Origin of the sequence: Curtobacterium sp. MCBA15_013 (assembly GCF_001865095.1) — a bacterium.
In the GTDB taxonomy this organism is placed as follows: domain Bacteria; phylum Actinomycetota; class Actinomycetes; order Actinomycetales; family Microbacteriaceae; genus Curtobacterium.
Map to the genome: position 1 here is coordinate 22557 of NZ_MJGQ01000034.1, position 20554 is coordinate 43110.

At 73.3% G+C, this 20554-nt stretch carries 19 protein-coding genes; 13 read left to right on the forward strand and 6 right to left on the reverse strand.

The genetic code is table 11. From position 1 onward, the window contains the following. The first annotated feature begins 101 nt into the window (after nt 1–101). Complete coding sequence (locus tag BIV01_RS13070; protein ID WP_139199356.1) at nt 102–530, forward strand: hypothetical protein; 429 nt, start codon at nt 102–104, stop codon at nt 528–530. A 26-nt stretch (nt 531–556) separates the two neighbouring features. Here BIV01_RS13070 and BIV01_RS13075 read toward each other — a convergent pair whose 3' ends face one another. After that, the gene (locus tag BIV01_RS13075) at nt 557–1126 is read right to left on the reverse strand and encodes a nucleotidyltransferase family protein (protein ID WP_254791836.1); all 570 of its coding nucleotides are present in this window, start codon (nt 1124–1126) and stop codon (nt 557–559) included. Further along, the gene (gene pucL / locus BIV01_RS13080; RefSeq protein ID WP_071303164.1) at nt 1123–2067 is read right to left on the reverse strand and encodes a factor-independent urate hydroxylase; all 945 of its coding nucleotides are present in this window, start codon (nt 2065–2067) and stop codon (nt 1123–1125) included. The genes BIV01_RS13075 and pucL overlap by 4 nt, the downstream gene beginning before the upstream one ends. Nucleotides 2068–2351: 284 nt before the next feature. On the opposite strand from pucL, the gene BIV01_RS13085 reads away from it, so the two are divergent. Genes BIV01_RS13085 through BIV01_RS13095 form a run of 3 tightly spaced genes read left to right on the forward strand, consistent with a single transcriptional unit; the run spans nt 2352 to nt 6936 of the window. After that, complete coding sequence (locus tag BIV01_RS13085) at nt 2352–3170, forward strand: FAD binding domain-containing protein (RefSeq protein WP_071303108.1); 819 nt, start codon at nt 2352–2354, stop codon at nt 3168–3170. Continuing rightward, entirely contained in the window at nt 3167–5944 is a 2778-nt protein-coding gene (locus BIV01_RS13090; protein ID WP_071303109.1) for a molybdopterin-dependent oxidoreductase, read from the forward strand. The genes BIV01_RS13085 and BIV01_RS13090 overlap by 4 nt, the downstream gene beginning before the upstream one ends. After that, on the forward strand, nt 5944–6936 hold the full coding sequence (locus tag BIV01_RS13095) for an XdhC family protein (RefSeq protein WP_071303110.1): 993 nt from the start codon (nt 5944–5946) through the stop codon (nt 6934–6936). Before BIV01_RS13090 ends, BIV01_RS13095 begins: the two co-directional genes overlap by 1 nt. A 20-nt stretch (nt 6937–6956) precedes the next feature. Here BIV01_RS13095 and BIV01_RS13100 read toward each other — a convergent pair whose 3' ends face one another. After that, on the reverse strand, nt 6957–8255 hold the full coding sequence (locus tag BIV01_RS13100; RefSeq protein ID WP_071303111.1) for an amidohydrolase family protein: 1299 nt from the start codon (nt 8253–8255) through the stop codon (nt 6957–6959). Between the two features lie 169 nt (nt 8256–8424). Between BIV01_RS13100 and BIV01_RS13105 the strand changes: the two genes are divergently transcribed. Further along, nucleotides 8425–9822, forward strand: coding sequence for an amidohydrolase family protein (locus BIV01_RS13105; protein ID WP_070416838.1), 1398 nt, complete (start codon nt 8425–8427; stop codon nt 9820–9822). 9 nt (nt 9823–9831) lie between these two features. On the opposite strand, the gene BIV01_RS13110 is transcribed toward BIV01_RS13105, so the two are convergent. Further along, nucleotides 9832–10785 carry a PDR/VanB family oxidoreductase gene (locus tag BIV01_RS13110; RefSeq protein WP_083414022.1) on the reverse strand — a complete coding sequence of 318 codons (954 nt, stop codon included), beginning with the start codon at nt 10783–10785 and terminating at the stop codon, nt 9832–9834. Further along, entirely contained in the window at nt 10782–11399 is a 618-nt protein-coding gene (locus BIV01_RS13115) for a helix-turn-helix domain-containing protein (protein WP_071295298.1), read from the reverse strand. Before BIV01_RS13115 ends, BIV01_RS13110 begins: the two co-directional genes overlap by 4 nt. 187 nt (nt 11400–11586) lie before the next feature. On the opposite strand from BIV01_RS13115, the gene BIV01_RS13120 reads away from it, so the two are divergent. From BIV01_RS13120 to BIV01_RS13150, 7 genes are all read left to right on the forward strand, one after another. Beyond that, entirely contained in the window at nt 11587–12870 is a 1284-nt protein-coding gene (locus BIV01_RS13120; protein ID WP_071303112.1) for an amidohydrolase family protein, read from the forward strand. Between the two features lie 37 nt (nt 12871–12907). Then, complete coding sequence (locus BIV01_RS13125) at nt 12908–13675, forward strand: ABC transporter ATP-binding protein (RefSeq protein WP_254789361.1); 768 nt, start codon at nt 12908–12910, stop codon at nt 13673–13675. Then, entirely contained in the window at nt 13675–14544 is an 870-nt protein-coding gene (locus BIV01_RS13130) for an ABC transporter permease (RefSeq protein WP_071295296.1), read from the forward strand. The genes BIV01_RS13125 and BIV01_RS13130 overlap by 1 nt, the downstream gene beginning before the upstream one ends. A gap of 67 nt (nt 14545–14611) precedes the next feature. Further along, nucleotides 14612–15799 (forward strand): nitrate ABC transporter substrate-binding protein, encoded by a 1188-nt coding sequence (locus tag BIV01_RS13135; RefSeq protein WP_071303113.1) that lies wholly within the window; start codon nt 14612–14614, stop codon nt 15797–15799. Nucleotides 15800–15885: 86 nt separating this feature from the next. Continuing rightward, a complete protein-coding gene (locus BIV01_RS13140; RefSeq protein WP_071303167.1) occupies nt 15886–17250 on the forward strand; it encodes an FAD-binding oxidoreductase in 1365 nt (454 codons plus the stop codon). Next, a complete protein-coding gene (locus tag BIV01_RS13145) occupies nt 17247–18089 on the forward strand; it encodes a creatininase family protein (RefSeq protein ID WP_083295043.1) in 843 nt (280 codons plus the stop codon). Before BIV01_RS13140 ends, BIV01_RS13145 begins: the two co-directional genes overlap by 4 nt. 29 nt (nt 18090–18118) lie before the next feature. Further along, on the forward strand, nt 18119–18691 hold the full coding sequence (locus BIV01_RS13150; protein WP_302847427.1) for a pyridoxine/pyridoxamine 5'-phosphate oxidase: 573 nt from the start codon (nt 18119–18121) through the stop codon (nt 18689–18691). A 26-nt stretch (nt 18692–18717) separates the two neighbouring features. Here BIV01_RS13150 and BIV01_RS13155 read toward each other — a convergent pair whose 3' ends face one another. Beyond that, nucleotides 18718–19965, reverse strand: a complete 1248-nt coding sequence (locus BIV01_RS13155; protein WP_071303115.1) for an MFS transporter — start codon at nt 19963–19965, stop codon at nt 18718–18720. 77 nt (nt 19966–20042) lie between these two features. On the opposite strand from BIV01_RS13155, the gene BIV01_RS13160 reads away from it, so the two are divergent. Beyond that, entirely contained in the window at nt 20043–20546 is a 504-nt protein-coding gene (locus BIV01_RS13160; protein ID WP_217642557.1) for an AAA family ATPase, read from the forward strand. Nucleotides 20547–20554 lie beyond the last annotated feature (8 nt).

Below are 20554 nucleotides of genomic sequence, written 5' to 3' on the forward strand. Positions count from 1 at the left end.
GGGCGGGCCCGCACCGCGCCTCCCGTCCGTCAGCTGGTCGCGGTGCGCTGGCACTCGCCGTCGCGTTCGGCGGCCTGTGGTTCCTGGTGACGATCGTCGTGATGCCGGAGCTCAACGCTGTCGAGCGAGCCGTGATCTCCGCCATCACGGGTGCCGCGTACGGCATCGTCATGGCGATCTTCCTCATCCGGCTGCGGCGCGGGTACGGCACCGTCCTGCAGGACGCGGGCTTCCGTCGAGCAGTCCGGCGCGGGGTCGTCCCGCCCGACGTCGACGTCGAGGGATGGCGACGTGCGGTGCAGCAGCACCGGAACCAGTACCACCCGCTGCGATGGGCGGCCCCGCTGGTGTACGTTCCGATGACCGGCCTCTCCGTCTGGGTCGCAGCGTCCGGACAACCGCTCTCCTGGATCTTCGTCGGCCTCTTCCTCGTCATGCTGGTCGCCTCCCTGATCGTTGCCCCTCGAGCGGTCCGCCGGACCGACGCGATGCTGACCGAACTCGACCGCCGTGAGCGGTCGGTCCAGTGAGACGCGATGGGTGACCGAGACCCCCGCTAGCAGCGGGGGTGGTCCTGGTCGTGACCGTCCCACAGGTCGCCGCACTCGACGGGTTCCGCGCCCGACGACGCGAGCCACGGCCCGGCGCCGTGCGCGGGGTCGCGGGACAGCGCGGCGATCAGCGCGGCGCGGTGCTCCGAGCCGACGACCACCGGGTGTCCCGGCACGCCGTGGTGGACCGCGCGGCGGAGCGCCGCCGGGCGGTCACCGTCGCCGATCACCCGCCGGACGGCCGACGCGGGGAGGCCGGGCAGGTCGACGAGGGAGACGCACGCCGACGCCGGACCGGTGACGGCCGCGAGCCCGACGGCGAGTGACGCGCCCGGACCCGCTGCCCAGTCGTCCGCGACGACGACGGTGACCGCGTCCACGGCGGGCACGAGGGCCCGCGCCCGGGCGGCGGCGGCGCCGAGGACGACGACGACCCGGTCGCAGCCCCCGACCAGGAGCGCGTCGACGCCGAGGTGCAGCCACGGAGTGCCGTCCGGCTCGGCGACCAGCGCCTTCGGCCGCCCCATCCGCGTCCCCGCACCGGCGGCGAGCAGCACGCCCACCACGTCGGTCACACGAACGCCGGCACCGACGTCCACGCGGCAGGGGCCTCGGCGACGCCGTCGCGCACGACGGTGCCGGAGATCAGACCGTAGGGCCGGTCGGCGGCGAAGAACACCTCGCCGGGGTTGTCCAGGCCGAACGGTGCGAGGTCGACCAGGAAGTGGTGCTTGTTCGGCATCGAGAACCGCACCTCGGCGATCTCCGGGAACGCCTCGATCGCCGAGCGGCCCATCGCGAACAGGGTCTGCTGCAGCGCCAGGGAGTGCAGCTCGGCGAAGGTCGCGAGCATCTGGTCGAGGACGCCCGCGTACACGGCGTCGTAGTCGATGCCCGCCGCCACCGCCTCGGGCGTGTAGCGCCAGCGGGCCGTCACCGAGGTCGCGAGGATCCGGTCGTCGGTCTCCGCGAGCGTCGTGTACCCGTCGCGCGGGAACCCGTGGAACTCGCTGCCGGTCGACTTCAGGACCGTCAGGTCGGTGACCCCGGCGAGCACGTGCACGTCGTCGCCGTCGACCTGCACCACGGCCGTGCGGGTTCCGCGGCCGGCCCGGACGAACGAGTGGTCGTGCTCCCGGCCGTCGACGACGATCCGCTCCCATGTGTGCTGCTCGGCGGACAGGGTGGAGCCGTCGTACCAGTCGAAGGCGGTGCTGAAGTGCCGGCCGAGGCGCAGGAGGAACTCCTCCGGCGTGCCCACCCCGTGCTCCTTCGCGAAGGCGTAGACGGTGTTCTTCTGCGTGTCCGTCGCGACGACCTTCGCGTTGTCGCCCTCGGTGTACGAGTCGGCGAGCGCCGCACCGCGCAACTGCGTCGTGACGGTCAGGTCCTCGATCTCGTGCCGGTCGGTGTCGCGCGTCACCCGGACGAGCCGGACCTCGGCCTTGCCGTACTGGTTCGCACCGAGGTGGACGGTCGTGGTGGTGGGGACTGGCTGGACGTCGGTGATCTCCATGGAGGCGACGATGACACCCGCGTGTTTCGGCGGTGGGTCGAACAGGTCACGAGCTCCGTCAGCGGCCACGGCCCGGTCGTGACGCAGCCGTCGAACGCCCGTAACCACACGGAAACACCCGTTCCATAGCGTTGCCGCCACGACGCACCCGATCGAGGAGGGCCCCGTGGCGCACACATCCGCACCCCGGCGGTCCTCGGCGTGGAACCGCGGGATGATCGCGCACGGACGACGGTCCGACGGCGCCACCGACACCCGTCCCACCATCCCGATCGGACCCTGCAATGGACCTCGTCTCCGTCCGCACCGTGCGGACACCGTCGCACCGCGACGACCTCTCGTTCGGTCCCGGTGAGCATCCCCTCGCCGGCGGCACCTGGTTGTACTCGGAGGAGCAGCCGGGCCTGACCGGGCTCGTCGACCTCACGACACTGGGGTGGCGCGACACCGAGCGCAGCGCCGGAGGGCTCCGGATCGCCGCGACGTGCACGATCGCGTCGCTGCTGCGCGTGGCGCCCGAGGACGACTGGCGTGCCTGGCCGCTCGTCGACCGGTGCGCCAACGCGTTGCTGGCGTCGTTCAAGGTGTGGAACCAGGCGACGGTCGGCGGCAACGTCGCGGTCGCCCTGCCGGCGGGGGCGATCACCGCGCTGCTCGTGACGCTCGACGCGATCGCGGAGGTCTGGACGCCGGACGGCGGGGAGCGCCGGGTCCCGGTGGCGGACCTGGTCACCGGGCCGCGGACGACCGACCTCGCGCCGGGTGAGGTCATCCGGGCGTTCGACGTGCCACGAGCGGCCCTCGTGGCGCGCACCGGGTTCCGACGGGTGTCCCTCAGCCCGCACGGCCGGACCGGTGCACTCGTCACGGCGCGGTGGTCGGCGTCGGGCTTCGTCCTCGTCGTGACCGGGGCGACCCCGCGGCCGCTCGTGCTCCGTCACCCCGGGGTCCCGACCGCCGCGGAGGTCGACGCACGACTGGAGGCACACGACGCCTGGTACGACGACCCGCACGGTTCCCCGGACTGGCGGCGCGCGGTGACCCGGCGGTTCGCGGCGGAGGTCGTCGCTGAGGCGCTCGGGACGACGGGCGGTGCGGCATGAGGTTCGAGGTCGACGGCGCGACGGTGGACGCCGAACCGCAGCCCGGTCAGGTCCTCCGCACCCTGCTCCGCGAGCACGGGGTGACGTCCGTGAAGAAGGGCTGCGACGCGGGCGACTGCGGTGCGTGCTCGGTGCTCGTCGACGGTGTGCCGGTCCACTCCTGCATCACGCCGGCGCACCGGATGGCGGGTCGTGCCGTCACCACGGCGGCCGGGCTCGGAACGCCGGAGGACCCGCACCCCGTGCAGCGCGCGTTCGCCGAGGCCCCGGGCTTCCAGTGCGGCTTCTGCACCGCCGGGTACGTCGTCACGGCGTCCACGCTCGACGAGGACGCCCTGGCCGACCGGCACCGCGCCTTGAAGGGCAACCTCTGCCGGTGCACCGGGTACCGGGCGATCGAGGACGCCCTGGACGGGGTCGCGAACACGGCGTGCGCGGCGGCCGGTCAGGCGATCGGCACGTCGGTCGCCGCTCCCGCCGCGATGGCGATCGTGACCGGACGCGAGGAGTACACGCTCGACGTGCGGCGGACCGAGGGTCTGTTGCACCTCGCGGTCCTCGGCAGCCCGCACCCGCACGCCCGCATCGTGTCGATCGACACGGCGGAGGCCGAAGCCCTCCCGGGCGTGCACGCCGTCCTCACCCACCACGACGACCCCGGCGTGCTGTTCTCCACCGGTCGGCACGAGTCCCGCCTGGACGACCCGGACGACACCCGGGTGCTCGACCGGGTGCTCCGTTTCCGTGGGCAGCGCGTGGCCGCAGTGGTCGCGGACAGCGTCCGGATCGCCGAGCAGGCCTGCGCCCTCGTTCGGGTGCGCTACGAGGTGCTGCCCAGCGTGCACGACCCGGACGCGGCCCGTGCCGCCGGCGCTCCGCTCCTGCACGCCGACAAGACGACCCAGGAGCACCGGATCGCCGAGCCGGGCCGCAACGTGGTCGCCGCCCTGCACGGTGAGACGGGCGACGTCGACGGAGCCCTGGCGACGGCCGCGGCCACCGTCGAGGGCACCTGGACGACCGGACGCGTCTCGCACGCCGCGCTCGAGACCCACGCGACCCGCGGGTCCGTCGACCGCGACGGGCGGCTCGTGCTCCGGACCGCGACGCAGGTCCCGTTCCTGGTGCGGGACGAGATCGCGCACGTGTTCGGCCTCGACCCGAGCCGAGTCCGTGTCATCGCGAAGCGCGTCGGCGGTGGGTTCGGCGGGAAGCAGGAGTTGCTGACCGAGGACCTGGTCACCCTCGCGGTGCTGCGGACCGGTCGCGCGGTGCAGTACGAGTTCAGTCGGCGTGACGAGTTCACGATCGCCCCGACCCGGCACCCGATGCGCGTGCGGGTCCGGCTCGGTGCCGACGCCGAGGGGCACCTGACGGCACTGCACGTCGACCAGACCATGGACACCGGCGCGTACGGCAACCACGGGATCGGTGTCATGTTCCACTCCGTCAGCGAGTCCGTCGCCGTCTACCGGTGCCCGTCGAAGCGCGTGGACGCGGAGTCCGTGTACACGAACAACCTGCCGTCCGGGGCGTTCCGCGGGTACGGGCTCGGCCAGGTCGTGTTCGCGATCGAGTCCGCCATGGACGAGCTCGCCCGGGAGCTCGGCATCGACCCGCTCGACCTGCGGCGGCGGAACGTCGTGGTCCCCGGAGACCCCCTGGTGGTCACGGACCCGCACGAGCAGGACGACCTGCGCTGGGAGGGCAGCTACGGACTCGACCAGTGCATCGACCTGGTGGAGGACGCCCTCCGTGCACCGGTACCCGAGGTCCCACGCATGGACGGGCCACCGCTGGACGACTCCGGGGACTGGGCGTTCGGCACCGGGGTCGCCCTTGCGGCGATCGCCACGATGCCACCGCGCGGGCACCACGCGCACGTGTCGGTCGAGGCCACGGCGGAGGGCCGGTACCGCATCGGCGTCGGCACGGCCGAGTTCGGCAACGGGACGACGACGGTGCACACGCAGCTCGTCGCCACCGCCCTCGGCACCACCACGGACCGGGTCGACGTGCACCAATCGGACACCGACGCTGCCCGGCACGACACCGGGGCGTTCGGGTCCGCCGGGGTCGTGGTCGCCGGCAAGGCGCTGTACGCCGCGGCACAGGCACTGCGGGAGGACATGACCGCGCGCGCCCTCGGGATCGTCGCCGCCCGGACACCCCGGACCGCGTCGGGTCCGCTCGGGCCGGCGGTCTCGATCGGGCCGGACGGCGTCCGCATCGGGGAGGAGCTCGTCGGGCACGCCGAGCTGCTCGCCGACGGCCCGCTCGTCGCGCACGGCAGCCACGACGGCACGCCACGGTCGCTCGCGTTCACCGTGCACGGCGCCCGGGTGGCGGTGCACCGGCCGACGGGTGAGGTCCGCGTGCTGCACAGCGTGCAGGCGGTGGACGCCGGCACCGTCCTGAACCCGGAGCAGCTCCGCGGCCAGGTGGAGGGCGGCGCCGCGCAGGCGATCGGCTCGGCGCTCTACGAGGAGGTCGTGCTGGACGAGACCGGTCGGGTGACGACCGACGCGTTCCGGGCGTACCGGGTGCCGAAGATCTCCGACGTGCCCCGCACCGAGGTGCGCTTCGCCGACACGCACGACCCGCTCGGCCCCCTCGGCGCGAAGTCGATGAGCGAGGCGCCGTACAACCCGGTCGCGCCAGCCGTCGCGAACGCGGTGCGCGACGCCGTCGGCGTGCGCCCCCACCGGTTGCCGATGACGCGCGACCGCGTCTGGGCGATGCTCCAGGACGCGACCGACGCCGGGGGTGCGTGATGTTCGAACTGGCACCGCGCCTCCTGGCCGCCCTCGACGCGGGGGAGCCCGTGGTCGTCGCGACGGCCGTCGCGATGACGGGCAGCGCGCCGACCGGCGTCGGCTCGTCGATGGCCGTCCTGCCCGGCGGCCAGGTCGTCGGCACCATCTCCGGCGGGTGCGTCGAGGGGGCGCTGTTCGACACGGCGGAGCAGGTCCTCGAGACCGGCGAGGCGGTGCTCGAACGCTTCGGGTTCGACGACGACCCGGACGACGTCGACGCGATGTGGGCACCGGCGCTCCGCTGCGGTGGTCGCGTCGAGGTCCTGGTCCGTCGCGTCCGTCCCGACGACGTCGACGTCGTGGACGCACTCCGGCGCGCGGCGTCCGGGGTGCCGACGTCGCTCGGCCTCTCGCTCGACCCGGCGACGCTCGGCGCGGTCGTGCACGTCCCCGACGGCTGCGGCGGCCGGCTCTTCGTCGAGCGGGCCGACGTCCGGCCGCGGTGCATCGTGGTGGGCGCGGTGGAGTTCGCCGTGGCCCTCACGAACGCGGCCGCGGTGCTCGGCTACGCCGTGACGGTCGTCGACCCGCGGCCGGTGTTCCTGACCGACGAGCGCTTCCCGGCCGCCGACGAACGCATCGTGGGCTGGCCGACGCGTGTGGTCGAGGCGTTGCCGGTGGACGCGACCACCGCCGTCGTGGTTCTCTCGCACGACGACCGGTTCGACGCCGCCGTGGTCGACTCGGCGCTCAGACGGGGTGCCGGGTACGTCGGGGCGATGGGCTCCCGCACGACGAACGCACGCCGGATGGCGGAGCTGCGGGCGCTCGGGACGCCGGACACCGACCGGCTGCGGTCCCCGATCGGGCTCGACATCGGTGCGACGACGCCGGCGGAGATGGCGGTCGCGATCATGGCCGAGGTGATCGCCGTCCGGACCGGCGCCGGCGGCGGTGCGCTCGTCGACGGTGCCGGTCCCATCCACCGCCGGGCGGTGTCCGCGAGCTGAGCCGGCGGCGCACGATCCGGTCAGGCGACGGCGGGTGTCCGGACCAGTCGTTCGGCGAGCCGCGCGGCGATCTCCCGCTCGTCCGCCGCGACGAGCGCCCCGTCACGCACCACCACGCGCCCACCCACGACGACGTGTCGGGGCCGCCGCCCGGGGGCGGCCCAGAGGAGTCCCGCGACGGGGTCGGCGACTCCCGCGTCCGCCACTCCGGAGACGTCCCACACGCACAGGTCGCCCGCGCTCCCGGCGCCGAGGTGCCCGAGCTCCGGACGCCCGAGCCCCGCCGCGGAACCCTCGGTCGCCGCGCCGAGCACCTGCCGCGCCGGCAGCTGCGGCCCGACGAGCGCCGACACCTGCATGGCCAACCGGGCGTCCGCGAGCAGGTGTCCGGCGTCGTTGCTGCCGCCGCCGCTCGTGCCGAGGCCGACCGGGACCCCGGCCGCGGCGAGCCGTGCGACGGGAGCGATGCCCCAGCCCATCGGCACGTCGCACCCGGGTGCGTGCGTGGCGGTGACGCCCGCTGCCGCGAGCCGGGCGATCTCGTCGTCGGTGACGTCGCAGAGGTGCGCGATCGTGACGTCCGGCGCGAGCCACCCCCACTCCTCGAGCAGGTCGAGCGGACGACGGCCGTAGCGCTCGAGCGCGATCGCGGTGTCGACCTGTTCGTTGGCCTGGGTCCGCCGGCGGAGTCCGTGCCGCGCCGCCACCTCGCCGAGCGCGCGGAAGGTCGCCTCGCCGTCGGAGTGCACGCCGGCCGGACCGACGGCGACCTGGAGCCCGCCGTCCGGGTCCACGCCGCCGACGGCGTCGCCGTGCAGCAGTCGTGACGCGATCGCGTCCGCCGAGGCCGCCGCGCGGTCCGGGTCGTCCCGTGCCGAGCCGCGGACGAAGACGACCCGACCGCCGAGACCGCGGACCGCGCCCACGGTGGCCGCGGCGAGCGCGACGGTGTCGTCCGTGGCCGCCTCCGCGGGCCAGTTCAGGTGGTGGTCGGCGATCGTCGTGACGCCGGACAGGAGGCCCTCCGCGGCTCCGGCGGACGCCGCCAGTGCGTACAGCTCGGGGTCGTGCCCCACCCGTCCGTACGCCGCGGCCATGGTCGGGAGCCAGTCCGCCATCGGCACGCCGCGAGTTCCGGGCAGGGTGCGGAACGCGGTCTGGAGGAGATGGTGGTGCGCATTGACGAGACCGGCCGTGACGACGCACCCGGACGCGTCGAGGGTGGTGACGAGGTCACTGCCGTCGTCGACGACGACGTCGCCCTCCCGTTCGGTCCGGGGGTCGACGAGGACGCGGAGGGCTCCGGTGACGGTCAGCATGGTGGTGTTTCTAGCAGTCCCCTGTTTCCGGTCCGTGACGGGGTGCGCTCGGACGGGGTGGGCACGGCCGGCGCAGCTGCTCCGTCCCGGCGTTCCAGGACCCTCGGTCGGCATCGCGGGGTAACCGCGCGGAAACACCCGGGGAACACGCGGACCGTAGGTTCGCCCCATGACGCAGACCCTGATCCGCGCCGGATGGGTGCTCACCGCAGCACCCGACGGCGCTGCCACGCCCGCCGCGATCCGCGACGGAGCCGTGCTCCTCGACGGCGACCGGATCGCCGCGGTCGGCACGTACGCCGAACTCGCCGCGGCCCACCCGGACGCACCGGTGCGCGGCGGTGCGTACGACATCGTCACGCCCGGCTTCGTGAACACCCACGGCCACTTCAGCGAGGGGCTCATCACGGGGATCGGTTCGCAGTACACGCTGTGGGAGTGGCTCACGGCGTTGATCGGGCGCGTCAACCCGGTGATGACCCGGGACAAGGCCTACGCGGGCACGGTGCTGCAGGGCATCCAGCTGCTCCGGAGCGGGGTGACGACGGCGAACGACATGTTCTGCGCCGACCCGGTGCCGGACGAACCGGCGACACCCGGCGTGGTGCAGGCGCTCGAGGACCTCGGGCTGCGCGGGGTCGTGTCGTTCGGCTCCGGCGACGTCGACCGCGACTTCGGCGCGACGCCCATCCTGGAGGAGTTCGAGGCCCTGCGCGAGGCCGCCGCCGCCAGCCGGTACAGCACGTTCCGGGTCGGCGTCTCGTCGATCGGGCGGTACACGGACGACACCTGGCAGGAGCACGTCGACTACGCGGTCGCCGGCGGCCACGGCGTGCACGTGCACTTCCACGAGGTGCGCGAGGAGGTCACCGCGGCCCGGCAGCGCACCGGACGGACGGCCATCGGGCACGCCGAGGCGACGGGCATGTTCCAGGTCCCGGTGATCGCCGCGCACAGCGTCTGGGTGGACCGCGAGGACCGGGAGCGGTACGCGGCCAACGGCGTCGGCGTGGCCCACAACCCGGTCGCGAACGGGATCCTCGCCAGCGGCATCGCCCCGATCGCGGAACTCCGTGCGCTCGGCGTCCCGGTGGGCATCGGGGTCGACGGCCCGGCGTCGAACGACTCCCAGGACTTCCTGCAGGCGATGAAGACGGCCGCGCTGCTCGCTCGGGTGCGGGACCTGCAGGCCACCGCGATGAGCGCCCGCGAGGCCTTCGAGATGGGGACGATCGGCGGCGCCCGTGCCCTGCGCATGGAGGACGAGATCGGCTCGCTGGAGCCGGGCAAGCGCGCGGACCTGGTCGTCCTCGACGGCGACTCCCCGACCCTCGCCAACGTCCACGACCCCTACCAGGCGGTGGTCTTCGTCGCCGGCAGTCGCGAGGTCCGCGACGTCTGGGTGGACGGCGAGCTGAGCGTCGCGGACGGCGACGTCACCCGGGTGGACGTCCGTGAGGCGGTCGAACGGGCGCGTCCGCTCGCCCGACAGCTCGTGGCCGAAGCGGGCCTTGAGCGCCTGTCCGCGCTCACCGGCGGCCCGCTCGACGGCACCGAGCGTCCGTAGTCCGTCCGGTCAGAGTTCGAGCACCAGTCGCGGGCAGCCGCGCCGGGCGCGGGACACGCAGACCATCATGGTGCGGTCGTCGGCCTGCTCCTCGGGGCTGAGCACGGTGTCCCGGTGCTCGACCGCGCCCTCGAGCACGGGGGTCTCGCAGGTGCCGCACGTGCCCTCCCGGCAGGACGAGAGCACGAAGGCGCCGGCGTCCTCCGCGACCTCGAGCAGGGTCCGGTCGGCTGGAACCGTCACGGTGACGCCGGTGACCGTGAGCTCGACCTCGAAGGCCTCGCCGGGGGCGTCGACGTCCGCGGCGGGCTCGAAGCGCTCGACGCGGACGCTGCCCGCCGGCCAGTGCGCGGCGGCGGCCTCGACCGCGTCCATGAGCCCGCGCGGCCCGCAGCAGTACACGACCGCGTCGCGCGGTGCGGCGAGGAGCGCGTCGACGTCGAGCCGGACGCCCTCGTCGGTCGCCGCCACGACGACCCGGTCGGGGTGCGCGGCGACGAGCTCGTGCACGAACGCCATGCGGTCGCGGGACCGCCCCGCGTAGTGGAGCTCCCACGGGGTGCCGGCGCGTTCGGCGGCGGCGATCATCGACCGGATCGGCGTGATCCCGATGCCCCCGGCGACGAAGACCGCGGGGAGCGCCGGGTCGTGGCCGAAGTGGTTCCGCGGCCCGGCCACCACGACCTCGTCGCCGACCGCCAGCCCCTCGTGCACGGCGACCGATCCGCCGCGGCCGTCGGGCTCGCGGAGCACGGCGATGCGCCAGTGCCCGTCGGCGGTCGTCGTGACGAGCGAGTACTGGCGCTCGGTCCCGGGGGAGACCTCGAGGTCGACGTGCGCTCCGGGTTCCCAGTCCGGCAGTGCCGGACCGTCGACCGGGGCCAGGTCGAGTGCGACGACGTCCGTGGCGACTTCGTGGCGGGCGGCGACGCGCAGCCGCCGACGCTCCGGCACGGCGTTCACGCGATCGCTCCGGCGCGCGGGGTCTCCTTGACCACGATCATGTGGAAGCGGCTGCCGTCCGCGCTGCACCACCGGTGGCCGGTGCCGCCGCGGTAGTACGCCGAGTCGCCGGGTCCGAGGTCGAGCGGTTCCCGTCCGCGCAGGTCGAGGTGCACGCGGCCGGCGAGCACGGTGAGGAACTCGTCCTCGTGGTGCTCGAAGTACTCGCCGAGGTCCGTGTTGTCGCCGACCCACTCCAGCGGCTCGAACGCGTGTGGGCCGGCGTGCACGAGCAGCCGGGCCTCGCCGCTCGAGAACGGTCCGCGGGCGCCCTCGCCGGCACGGATCACCTCGGGCAGGCGGACCTCGTGCTCCGGTCGCTCGGGGGCACCGGCGGCGAGCAGTTCGACCTGGGTCGTGCCGAGCGCCGCGGCGATCTTCTCGAGGGACACCATGCTGGCGCGGGAGTGCCCGCGCTCGACCTGGCTGAGGAACGGGTGCGACAGACCCGTCAACTCGGCGACCTGCACGAGGGTCAGTCGTGCGGCGCGTCGGCGGGCACGGATGTGCTCACCGATCCGCTGGGTCTGGTCGTCGACGACGCGGTCGGTCTCGGTGGTGGTGCCGGTGCTCACGCGCGCTCCTCTCGTCCTCGGTGGGGCCGTCCCGACCGCTCGGCCGGAACGCTCGTTCCCGCTCCCGGTCGCGTCGGGGCGGGCGTCACACACGGCAACCGCCTCGAAACGAGAGGGAAACACTGCCGCCCTAGCATCGGAGATGTTGATGCGATCAACATTCTCACACACGATCGAGAGGCTCCGGATGGACTCGTCAGTGCCCCGCCCGATCGCCCTCCTGCGCTCCGCGCTGCTGCCGGACGGCCGGTCGGTCGACGTCGCGATCGACGGCGAGACCGTCTCCACCGTGGCCCCGGCCGGCACCCTCGCGGCGCCGGCGGAGGAGACGATCGACCTCGGCGGCCGGCTGCTCCTGACCGCACCGGCAGAACCGCACGCCCACCTCGACAAGGCCCTCAGCGCCGACGTCATCCGGCCGCCGCTCGGCGACCTCGGTGCCGCGATCGCCTCGTGGACCGCGCACGCGACGACCATGACCGTCGAGGACATCGCCGACCGGGCCCGGACCGCCGCCCTCACGCTGCTCGCCGCCGGCACCACGGCCGTCCGGAGTCACGTCGACGTCCTCAGCGGCCGACACAGCGCGGCGGACCGGCCCGCCACCACGGAGCAGGCCCTGCGCGGCGCTCGTGCCCTCGTGCAGGTCCGCGACGAACTCGCCGGCCTGATGGACATCGAGCTCGTCGCCCTCGCCGGCCCGCTCGCCCCCGACGAGCACGTCGAGGCGGTGCTCGACCTCGGCGTGGACCTGGTCGGCGGCGCCCCGCACCTCGCCGAGGACCCCCTCGCGGACGTCGACCGACTCCTCGCCATCGCCCACCGACGGGGCCTCGGCGTCGACCTGCACGCCGACGAGAGCCTCGACGGCCCGGTGACCCTCGACCACTACGCCCGGGCATCCCGCTCGCTGCGACGGGACCGGCAGTACTCCGCCGGGCACTGCGTCCGGCTCGGCACCCTGGGGCCGGAGCGGCTCGCCGAGGTGGTCGCCGACGTCGCCGCAGCCGACCTCGGGGTGATCACGCTCCCGATCACGAACCTGTACCTGCAGGGCTGGCAGTACCCGGTCGCCACGCCGCGGGGACTGACCGCCATCCAGGCGCTCCTCGACGCCGGCGTCCGCGTCGCCGCCGGCGCGGACAACGTCCGCGACCCCTTCAACCCGGTCGGCCGGAGCGACGCCTTCGAGACCGCATCGCTGCTCGTCTCCGCCGGCCACGTGACGCCGGACCAGGCGTACGCGATGGTGAGCGACACCGCCCGGAGCGTGATGGGCCTCCCGGCCGCCGGTCCCGTCCCCGGGCGGCGCGCCGACCTGCTCGCCGTGGCCGCGACGAGCGTCACCGACGCCGTCGCGAACGCCCCCGCCGACCGCATCGTCCTGTCCCGCGGGCGACTCGTCGCCCGCACCGAGGTGCGACGGACCGTCGCCGCGCCGGCCGCAGCCGCGGCCGCCGTCCCCGCCTGACCCCTCCGCCCGCCCGCACCGAGAACCCGAGGTGATCGTGACCACCACCGCCCCGCCACCCGTCGCCACGACGGACACGCTGCTCGACTTCCGCAACGTCGAGATGACCTTCCCGAACGGCACCATCGCCCTGCAGGGCGTCGACCTCACCGTGGACCGCGGTCAGTTCGTCTCGGTCGTCGGCCCGTCCGGCTGCGGCAAGTCCACGCTGCTCCGCATCGCCTCCGGCCTCGAGACCGCGTCGGACGGGTCGGCCGGTGTCGCGGCCGACCGCATCGGCTACGTCTTCCAGGACGCCACGCTCCTGCCCTGGCGCACCGTGCAGGGCAACGTCGAGCTGCTCGCCGAGCTCGGACACGTGCCGAAGGCCGAGCGAGCCGCCAAGGCCGCCCACGCCATCGAGCTCGTCGGCCTGAACGGCTTCGAGACGAACCTGCCGAAGCAGCTGTCCGGCGGCATGCGGATGCGGGTCTCGCTCGCCCGGTCGCTCACCCTCGACCCGGAGCTCTTCCTGTTCGACGAGCCGTTCGGCGCCCTCGACGAGATCACCCGCGAACGCCTCAACGACGAACTCCTCCGGCTCTTCGTCGAACAGCAGTTCGCCGGGCTCTTCATCACGCACTCCGTGTCCGAGGCCGTGTACCTCTCCACCGAGGTGATCGTGATGTCCGGGCGCCCCGGCAGCATCGTCGGCCGGTTCGACGTGCCGTTCCCGATGCCCCGCGACCCCGACATCCGCTTCACACCCGAGTTCGCCGAACTGGTCGGCGAGGTCTCGCACGCGCTCCGGGAAGGACACCGCTGATGGTCACCCTGCAGGAGGCCGCCGAGACCCGCGCGGTCCGGGCCGCCGCCCGTCGCGCCGCTCCTCGGGCCCGCCGCGGCATCGCGTGGTGGCAGCCCGTCGTCGTCCTCGCCGTGCTCGTCGGCATCTGGTACGCCGCGGCCGCGTACTACGACCACGTCCGCGGCCTGGCCTTCCTCGTGCCGTACCCGCACCTCGTGGCGAAGGCGATCGTCGCGCCGACGATGCCGGACGGGTCGCCGTCCACGTTCGGCTCCGACCTCTGGTCCGCCCTCGGACGCACCACCGTCGTCTCGCTCACCGGCCTCGGCTTCGCGATCGTGATCGGCGTCGTCTGGGCGATGGCGATGGCGCAGGCGAAGTGGCTCGAGAACTCGCTGTACCCGTACGCGGTGGTGCTGCAGTGCGTGCCGATCCTCGCCCTCGTGCCGCTCATCGGCGCCCTGTTCGGCTACGAGTTCGTCAGCCGCGTGATCGTCACCGTGATGATCGCGCTGTTCCCGATGGTGTCGAACACGCTGTTCGGACTGCAGTCCGCCGACCGCGCGCAGCGTGAGCTGTTCCAGCTGCAGCGCGCCGGCCGGTTCGCCCAGCTCGTCAAGCTGCAGTTCCCCGCCGCGCTGCCGTCGATCTTCGTCGGCCTGCGCACCTCCGCCGGGCTGAGCGTCATCGGGGCGATCGTCGGCGACCAGTTCTTCCAGCGCGGCAACCCCGGGCTCGGCGTCCTCATCCAGGTGACCGCATCGCGCCTGATGGGCCCCGAGCTGTACGCGACCATCCTGATCGCCTCGCTCTACGGCGTCGCCGTCTTCCTCGTGTTCGGCCTGATCGGCCGCCTGGCCGTCGGCCGCTGGCACGACTTCAGCTGATCCCCCCCAGAACCCACACCCCTTCCCACCACAGCACCACGAGACCCGCACCACGAACGGAGCCTCCATGCGCACCACCTCCCGCCTCGGCGTCGCCACCGCCGCCCTCGCCGCCACCGCCATCGCCCTCACCGGCTGCGCGGCGGGGTCGTCCGGCAGCACCGGGACGACCGCCGCGACCTCGTCGACCGCCTCCGGGCCGAAGGTCGACCTCGCCGGCGCGTGCCCCGCGACCGTCGTCGTCCAGACCGACTGGAACCCCGAGGGCGAGCACGGCCACCTCTACCAGATGCTCGGCCCGAACCCGGTGATCGACTCCTCCGGCAAGACCGTCACCGGCGACCTCTACGCCAACGGGAAGAGCACCGGCGTCAAGCTCGAGATCCGTGCCGGCGGCCCGGCGATCGGCTACACCAAGGTCGCGTCGCAGATGTACCAGGACAAGGACATCACCCTCGGGTACATGTCCACGGACGAGCAGGTGCAGTTCTCCGGCAACCTGCCCACCACGGCGGTGTTCGCCGAGAACGACCAGTCTCCGATGTCGATCATGTGGGACCCGAAGACGTACCCGGAGGTCGACAGCATCAAGGGCCTCGGCAAGGCCCTCGAGAAGGACGGCGGCGTCGTCCGCTACTTCAACGGTGCCGCGTACATGACCTACCTGGAGCAGTCCGGGATCCTGCCGAAGAAGGTCCTCGACGGCAGCTACGACGGCACGCCGTCGAAGTTCGTGTCCGCAGGCGGCAAGGACGCCCAGCAGGGCTTCGCGACCGCCGAGCCGTACATCTACCAGAACCAGGTCGCGGCCTGGGGCAAGAAGGTCGACTACGCGCTCGTCTCGAGCACGGGGTGGAACCCCTACCCCGAGGCGATGTCGGTCCGTACCGGTGACCTGAAGAAGCTCGAGCCGTGCCTGCAGAAGCTCGTGCCGGTCATGCAGCAGGCCGACGTGGACTACCTGAAGTCCCCGGGTGCCACGAACGACCTCATCACGAAGCTCGTGCAGCAGTACAACAACGGCTGGACCTACGACTCGAAGGTCGGCGCGTTCGCCGCGGCCCAGATGGTGAAGCTCGGCCTCGCGAAGGACACCGACGGCTACATCGGGTCGATGGACGAACAGCGCATGCAGGACTTCATCGCCAAGGCGACGCCCGTCTTCGCCGGCACCGGTGACGTCAAGAGCGGCCTGAAGCCCTCCGACCTGTACACGAACGAGTTCCTCGACAAGTCCATCGGTCTGGGTTCCTGACCAACAAGCGGACGGGAGGCGCGGTGCCACGCCGCCCCGCGCCTCCCGTCCGTCGTCCCCGCACCACCCACCCACCAGGAGTGAGCATGACCACCGTCACCCCCACCTCCGTCGAGGCGCTGCGCGCCGAGCTCGTCGCTCTGCTCGGTGAGCGCGGCGTGAGCGCCGACGAGCGCACGCGGGCCCGCGCCTCCGTCGACGAGGCCACCATGAGTCCCATCCTCAGCGAGCAGCTGCCCCTCGGCCTCGCCGACCTCGTCGCGTCGCCGGCCAGCGCCGACGACATCGCCGCCACCCTGCAGGCCGCGGTCCGGCACGGCGTCCCCGTCACCACCCGCGGGAAGGGCACCGGCAACTACGGCCAGGGCATCCCGCTGCACGGCGGCCTGGTCCTCGACACGTCGCGGGCACGCGCGGTCGTCGAGGTCGGCGACGGCTGGATCACCGCCGAGGCCGGCGCATCCATGGTCGCCCTGGAGCAGGCGGCCGCCGCCACGGGCCAGCAGCTCTGGATGTACCCGTCCACCGCCCAGTCGACCATCGGCGGCTTCCTGTCCGGTGGTTCCGGCGGCACCGGGTCGATCGCGCACGGGTCGAACTGGCAGGGCTTCGTCACGGCGCTCGACGTCGCGCTCCCCGGCGCCGACGAGCTGCTGCACGTCGAGGGCGACGAGGCGCAGCCGTTCGTGCACACCTACGGCACCGCCGGCGTCATCGCCCGCGCCACCGTCCGGCTCGAGCCGCTGCAGGAGTGGCGAGCCGTCTACGCGGCGTTCCCCACCTTCGAGGACGCGCTCGTCGCCGTCCGCACGCTGCGCGGACTCGACCCGGTGCCGCGGCTCGTGAGCGCCGACCGTGCCGAGATCGCCGCGACGCTGCCGTCCGACCTGGCCATCCCGGACGACCGGGCGAGCCTGCGAGCGATCATCGACGACGTCGTGCTCGACGAGGCGCGGGCACGCATCGAGGCCGCTGGCGGTGAGGTCCTGGACGTCCGCGAGGGCCTGCAGCAGACCACGAAGGTGTCGATGCTGTCGTACAACCACCCGATCTGGTGGCTGAAGCGGAACACGAGCGACACCGAGTACTTCCACGTCGAGGTCGGCGGCGAGGCGCTCATCGACCGGATCGCCGAGGTCGAGGCCGTCTACCCCGGCGGCATGCTCCACATCGAGGCCGCGCACGTCGGACCGATCGGGATGCTCACCGCGCCCTACACCGGGGCCGAGGACGTCTACGCCGGCTACCCGGTGCTCCGCGAACTCGGCGTCCGGGTGCACAGCCCGCACCAGTACTACGTCGACCACGGCGTCGAGGAGCTCGTGGCGCTGAAGCAGCGCACCGACCCCGCGGGGCTGCTCAACCCCGGGCACGTCATCGACCCGTCGCTCGTGGTCAGCGGTGGCTCCACCGCGTCCGCGCAGCCCGTCGTCCCGGGGTTCGGCAAGTGAGCGCCGGAGTGAGTACGGTCCGCTCGCGTCGGCTCGCGGAACTGTCCGGTCCGGCCGTCGCGGCGGGCTTCGGGCCGGACACGATCGTCGTGCAGCCCACCGGCGCCGTCGAGCACCACGGCCCGCACCTGCCGCTCCTGACCGACCACCTGCTCGCCGAGCACATCGGCGGGGCGGCGGTCGAGCAGGCGGCCGCCGAGGGGCTGGACGTCTGGCAGCTCCCGACGCTGTCGTTCACGAAGTCCGACGAGCACAGCTGGGCACCCGGCACGGTGTGGCTCGACAGCGACACGATGTTCGACACCGCCGTGCAGATCGGCCGCGCGGTCGCCCTCACCGGTGCCGGCACCCTGGTGTTCGCCAACGGGCACGGCGGCAACGTCGCCCTGCTGCAGGTCGCCCTGCGTGAGATCCGGAAGCGCTACGGGTTGAAGACCTTCCTCATGCCGACCCTCGCCCGTGTCCCCGGCCCGGACGGCGAGGACGCGGACGAGCTCGGGCTGGGGATCCACGGCGGCGCGGCGGAGACGTCGATGATCCTGCACCTGCGCCCGGACCTGGTCGACATGTCGCTCGCGGAGCGATGGGTGCCGGAGCACATCGCCGGCTTCGAGAAGATCGCCTTCAACGGCGGCCCGGTGTCGTTCGGGTGGTTGTCCGACGACTTCGGGACGCCCGGGGTCGTCGGCGACGCCAGCCGGGCGACGGCGTCGTACGGTGCCGTCCTCTGGGAGCACTCGGTCGCCGAGGCCGTGGCGTCGCTGCACGAGATCGCACGGTTCGACCCGGCGGTGAGCCGTCCGGCGGTGGCCCGCCCCGCCGACGCCGCGGTCTCGTGACCGTGCCGCGAGGGGTCGACGATGAGCCCGTGCCGGCGGACCCGTTGACCCTCGCGGCATCGTGGCTCCCCGCCGCGTCGGACGCCCCGGGTCCGACCATGACCCTCTCCACCGTCGGGCTCGACGGCTACCCCGACGCCCGGACGGTCCTGCTCTCCCTGTTCGACGGGGAGCGCCTGCACTTCCACACCGACTCGCGCAGCCGCAAGGCCGCCGAACTCGCGGCGGTGCCCCGTGCCGCGGTGACCCTGCACTGGCCCGAGGCCGCGCGACAGCTCGTCGTGGTCGGTGACGTGGCGCCCGTCTCCGACCACGAGGCCCGTGCGGCCTACGCGGCCAGGACGCGGTACCTGCAGGTGCTCGCGTGGGTCAACGACCACGCGTCCGCTGCGGACACACCGGCCCGGCGCCGGGAGGCCTGGGCGGCGTTCGGCCGCGAACGGGCCGGCACGGACCTCGAGCCGCCGAGCACGTGGGCGGGGTTCGCGCTCACACCGGTGCGGATGGTGTTCTGGCGCGGGGCGACGGACGCGGCGAGCAACCGGCTCGCCTACCACCGGCGCCCGGACGGGTCGTGGTCGCGGGAGTCCTGGCCGGGGTGACCACCCCTGTGTCGGGTGGAGCCTTCCTAGCGAACGGTGGCGCTGGGCAGTGGAGACCACGCAGCGACGACGACGGCGGCCGCGAACACGACCGTCACGGCGAGCAGCGCGAAGCCGTCCCCGGTCAGGGTCACGAGGGCACCCCCGCCCACTGCTCCCACCGCGGCGAGCGTCCGGTTCGCGCTGCGCATCGTGCCGTTCACCCGGCCGAGGAGGGCATCCGGTGTGACGGTCTGGCGGAGGACCATCTCGTTCGCGTTCTCGCAGCCTGCTGCGGCACCGTGCACAGCGAAGGCGACGAACAGGACCACGACCGTCGTCGGCCGTGCTGCGCCGCCGGTACCGAGCGTCACGAGCGTGATGGCCGCCCAGGCGATCGGGTAGGCGGCTCGTGCGGCGATGATCGTCCGGCCGGCACCGAACCGGGTGCCGAGGCGTGTCGCAGCGGTCGCGCCGACGAGCATCGCGATCCCGCTGACCGCGATGACGGCTCCGTACAGCGCTGCGGGAAGCGCGAGCGTGCGGAGGGCGAGGGTCGCGAACACCGTCAGGCCGGCGGCGTTGGCGAGGAACCAGACGTGGGTGGACAGTGCCAGCGGTCTGAGCACGGCGTTGCCGTACGTCCAGCGCAGACCGTCCACGATGTCACTTCGGAGGCTCGTTCTGGCCGGCCGCGCCGGCTGGTGCTCGACGACGCGGACCCGGGCGATGAGGAACGCGTCGACGAAGTAGCTCACCGCGTCGAGCGCGATCGCGACCGGCGCCGTCACGATGCTGACCAGGACCCCGCCGAGCGCCGAGCCTGCCGTCTGCGCCGCCGCGTCGCTCTGGTCCACCCGCGCGTTCGCCGCCAGGAGGAGCGGGCGCGGCACGATCCTGGGGAGGAGCGACTGCGTTGCCGCGAACCCCACGACGGACAGGATGCCGAACAGGAACAGCACCGCCGCAGTCGCCCACAGGTTCAGGAGCCCGGTGAACCACAGCACCGGGATCGCACCGAGGCTCACGCCGCGACCGATGCTCGCCCAGATCAGCAGCGGCTTCCGCCGGAAGCGGTCGACGTACGCGCCGACGACCAGACCGAACACGGCGTACGGGAGGAACTGGGCAGCGTTCACCAGTCCGAGCTCGAACGGGCTGGCGTGCAGCACCGTCACCACGAGGACCGGCACGGCGACCGCGCTCACGGCTGATCCGAACGACGAGACGGTCGCGGCCGACCAGTAGGGGAGGAAGCCCGGCACGCGACGGAGCGTGGTCACGTCGTCGCCCATGTCCCAACGCTGTCAGACCGTGACACCGCGAGCAAGGGCGCAGCCGTCAGCGCTCGACCTGGTCGTAGTGTGGTGCCGTGTCGAAGGTGCTGATCACCGGGATGTCGGGGACCGGGAAATCGTCCGCGCTGAGCGAGCTCGCGTTGCACGGCTACCGGGTCGTGGACACCGATGATCCCGGGTGGCGCGAGTACCGGGCGCTGCCGGATCCACCCGACGAGGCGCACCAGGGCGAGTGGATGTGGGTCGAGGCGAAGATCTCCGGGCTCCTGGACGCGGTGGACGACCGCTCGCTCTTCGTGCAGGGGTGCGTCCGGAACCAGTCCGAGTTCTCCGACCGGTTCGATGCGATCGTGCTCCTGAGCGCTCCGCTCGACGTGATGCTCGATCGGGTCGCGCGCCGTACGACGAACCCCTACGGGAAGACCGCGCTCGAGCGCCGCATGATCGAGGCGGATCTCGTCGAGGTGGAGCCGCTCCTCCGCGCCGGGTGCACGCACGAACTCGACGCGGCTCGACCGCTGCACGAGGTGGTGTCCGACCTGATCACCATCGCGTCGTCCGTGAGCGCGTCCGGCTGAGGAACGTC